This is a genomic window from Natranaeroarchaeum aerophilus, assembly GCF_023638055.1.
GTDB lineage: Archaea > Halobacteriota > Halobacteria > Halobacteriales > Natronoarchaeaceae > Natranaeroarchaeum > Natranaeroarchaeum aerophilum.
In genome coordinates this window covers 1-639 of record NZ_JAKRVY010000032.1, presented here as the reverse complement: position 1 = coordinate 639, position 639 = coordinate 1, and the positions used below count along the sequence as shown (strand labels likewise).

Annotated in this window: 1 protein-coding gene; it reads right to left on the bottom strand. The window is 57.4% G+C overall.

What is annotated here, in order from left to right:
• Positions 1-28: 28 nt before the first annotated feature.
• Positions 29-639: IS5 family transposase (locus AArcSt11_RS16860; RefSeq protein ID WP_250598875.1), on the bottom strand; the 611-nt coding region annotated here is incomplete at its 5' end.

Below are 639 nucleotides of genomic sequence, written 5' to 3'. Positions count from 1 at the left end.
TTGGCTCTGGTGAATCGCCATACGTAGCTTAATTTGGGTGGGTGACGCTCCGTTTGATGTTGTAGACTGAACACATCAGGACAATTTCACGGAATTCGCGGTACCACGCTCGGGCACGCACGGCGTGGCCGAGCGTGCGTTTGATCGTGGAAAATACTGTTTCTGAGAGTGCTCGTTGGCCGTAGGCAGCCGCATCGATCCGCGCGTTATGCGCGTGATCGATGGGGCGGAACTCTCGGTGTTTGATCAGCGGTCTTACGCCCTCTTCGCGTAATTTCTCGCGGAATTCCTGCCAGTCGTAACCCTTGTCGGCGGCGAGGCTGTGCAGGTCGCCCGCGTTGCGGACGGCGACCTGCCAGCCGATCTGCGTGTCATGTGTTTTCTCGGTCGTACAGTGTACGTCCAGCACAGCTTGTGAGTCTGTGTCCACGAGCGCGGTTGTTTTCAGCGTCTGGACACGGTAATTGGTTCGGCGGCAGTAGTGCTTGCTGGCGTTCTCGCGGTCGAAATACGTCGAATCGATGGCGGCGTGACCCGATGGCTCGTGCTCCTGCGCAGACAGGCGCAGGAGCACTCGCCAAACTGCCATCGTGATTCTATCAAACCACTTGACTAACGTCGAGTGATCGGGTAATTCGT